Annotated in this window: 2 protein-coding genes and 2 pseudogenes; all 4 read right to left on the reverse strand. The window is 38.0% G+C overall.

Features of this window, described 5'->3' with window-relative positions; genetic code table 11:
• A pseudogene (locus tag ACLUJM_RS13500) lies at window positions 1-166 on the reverse strand (chromosome partitioning protein ParB); the annotation flags it as partial.
• Window positions 123-950: a ParA family protein gene (locus tag ACLUJM_RS13505; protein ID WP_412413053.1), complete on the reverse strand. Its 828-nt coding sequence runs from the start codon at window positions 948-950 to the stop codon at window positions 123-125. The pseudogene ACLUJM_RS13500 and the gene ACLUJM_RS13505, both read right to left, overlap by 44 nt.
• A gap of 20 nt (window positions 951-970) precedes the next feature.
• Window positions 971-1,879 carry a DUF6017 domain-containing protein gene (locus ACLUJM_RS13510; protein WP_412413054.1) on the reverse strand — a complete coding sequence of 303 codons (909 nt, stop codon included), beginning with the start codon at window positions 1,877-1,879 and terminating at the stop codon, window positions 971-973.
• A 102-nt stretch (window positions 1,880-1,981) separates the two neighbouring features.
• Window positions 1,982-2,397: pseudogene (locus tag ACLUJM_RS13515) on the reverse strand (23S rRNA (uracil-5-)-methyltransferase RumA); the annotation flags it as partial.

Here is a 2,397-nt window from a genome sequence, read left to right on the forward strand (position 1 = left end):
ACATGGATTCATCATCAATGACTTTAAACGGGTGGTTCTTGAATGGGTGAAGCTCTGATAAAGGGATATTCTGCACCTTTTCTAACTTTTCATCGGTACAGGTTTCTTCAGTTGAGAAAATATCATCGTACCCCTTCAAGCTGATGTTTATGCCTTTTTTCGCCATCTTTCAACACCTCCTTTGTCAGTATCTTGTAGGCTTCCGATACTTTTCCTTTGGGATCATGGGAGAAAATGCTTTTTCCTTCTGCACTGATTTCTTCTGCACGAACCGAACGAGGAATATCTGTATTGAAAACTTTTAGTTTGTCCCCATAGGTTTCCCTGATCAATGTGCTGATGTCTTTTCCATAGTTGGTTCTGCTGTCTACCATCGTCAAAAGCACTCCCTCAATTCTTAATTTGGGATTGATCTGCCGTCTGACTTTATTGATTGTCTGAAGCAACTGCTCCAAACCTTTTGCCGGAAGATACTGTGCCTGTACAGGAATTAAAACATGATCAGCAGCTGCAAGGGCATTGATCGTCAGCATACCTAAGCTTGGCATACAATCAAGCAGTACATAGTCATATTCTCTTTTCACCGTATCTACATACTGCTTCAATATCGTTTCTCGACTCATGGCATTTACTAGCGATACCTCAAGACCGGATAGCTCAATATTTGCCGGTATCAAGTCCACACCTTCTTTATGATGGATAACTCCTTCTCTTGGTTTGATTGTTTCTTCCTCGATCACTTTCGTTAATAAGTCTGAAAGCGTGGGATATAAATCATCTGGGTTAGGAAATCCCAAGCTGATTGTCAGACTCGCTTGCGGATCGGTATCAATAAGCAGCACTTTTTTGCCTTCTAGGGCAATTCCAATCCCTAGATTCTCGCAAGTCGTCGTTTTCCCTGTTCCTCCTTTTTGGTTGACCACTGCAATTACTGTTGGATTATTTTTCATTCGTTCACACTCCTTTCGTTTTAATAATCGCCATACATATCGTGATTCACTAGACTCGTGTAATAGCTGTCCATGGTATGAGTTGCGTTATACAAGGTCGTCAACAGATATTGTCTGATGTTACGCACCTTGCTCGTATTCTCTAACATACATTCCATAACGAACTGGATATGGCTGTAGTTTAGCTTTCTCAATTTACTTTTTACCAGTTCTGCCGGTTTATCATCTCCTCCGATACGAATCACTTTGTTATTGCTTGTAAAAGTATCATTCAAAATTTCAAAGATTTCATCAAGCATACCGAGATGATGTCTATAGCTTATTGCTAGGCTGTCGTACTCTAATTTTTCTTTAAGGTCGATTAAAGATTGATTGTAATAATCACTCGCTTCGTCTTTCCTTTCGTGATTTTCCGGATAGAAAGAAGGATCAGTATAACTAATATCAGTCTTATTTATATCAGTATTATTACATTGTCCTTTTGACGGTTCTTGAACTGTATTTTTGACTGCTCCAGAACTGTCATTTTGACAATTCAAGAACTGTCTTTCAACATAGTTTTCCACACCTCTTTCCAAGAAATTTCTCACATAAATAATGTTCGGTTTTCCAAGTCCTTGCCTTACTTTATCAATCAATCCGCACTTACTTTCTAATTCGTTCAAAAGCTTAATTGCTTTCTTCTCAGCACATCCTAAACTCGTCTGTACTTCTTCAACAGTAAAGATGATATATACTTTTCCATCTTCATCTCGCCAACCATTGGCAGAAGATAAGCTCATGCGATCCAGCAATATTCCATACAGCAGCTTAGCTTCTGCTGAAATATTATGGAATTTCTCATCTACAAATAATTGCTTCGGTACTTTATAGAATGTGAACTGCTCACTCTGATTACCATAGAAATGCTTATATTTTGTTCCACCCATTTCATTCACCTCCAGTCCTTGAGCTATATTTGGAACAAAAAAAATAGAGCGTTCACAAATCTAAAGTCAGATAAGCAAACGCTCTATGTAAAATATATTTAATTAAATCATTTGAAAATGTCTAAACGCATCCATAATTGCTTTTTCTTTTTCCACTGTACATTGAGGTTGTTTCACATTTTCTTTTTTAGAAAGGTTATAGTTATCTCTCTCCTTAATTCCACATTTTTGCTTGATTTGAGCAATATTCAATGAGGAAACCTTTATTCCATGTTTTTCTAATACATACTGCTTGATTTTAGCATAAGTTGCCTTACTCTCTGAAGCAGTTAAATCAAACTCATCAGTACGCAATTCTATGTTGATATGTTTCTTTGTTTTAAGTTTGGACAAAAGTACTACCGTCTCAACGTGAACCGTATGCGGGAACATATCCACCGGAACCAGCTTGCCCTGTACCCGGTATCCCATACGCTCAAACATCTGCAAATCGCGAATCTGCGTCTGCGGATTACATG

The sequence above is a fragment of the Finegoldia sp. genome (assembly GCF_046991905.1).
GTDB lineage: Bacteria > Bacillota > Clostridia > Tissierellales > Peptoniphilaceae > Finegoldia.

Bases quoted from the DNA above. Each gene is read 5' to 3' on its own strand.
- ACLUJM_RS13510 (WP_412413054.1), bottom strand. From the start codon at position 1,879: ATGGGTGGAACAAAATATAAGCATTTCTATGGTAATCAGAGTGAGCAG.
- ACLUJM_RS13505 (WP_412413053.1), bottom strand. From the start codon at position 950: ATGAAAAATAATCCAACAGTAATTGCAGTGGTCAACCAAAAAGGAGGA.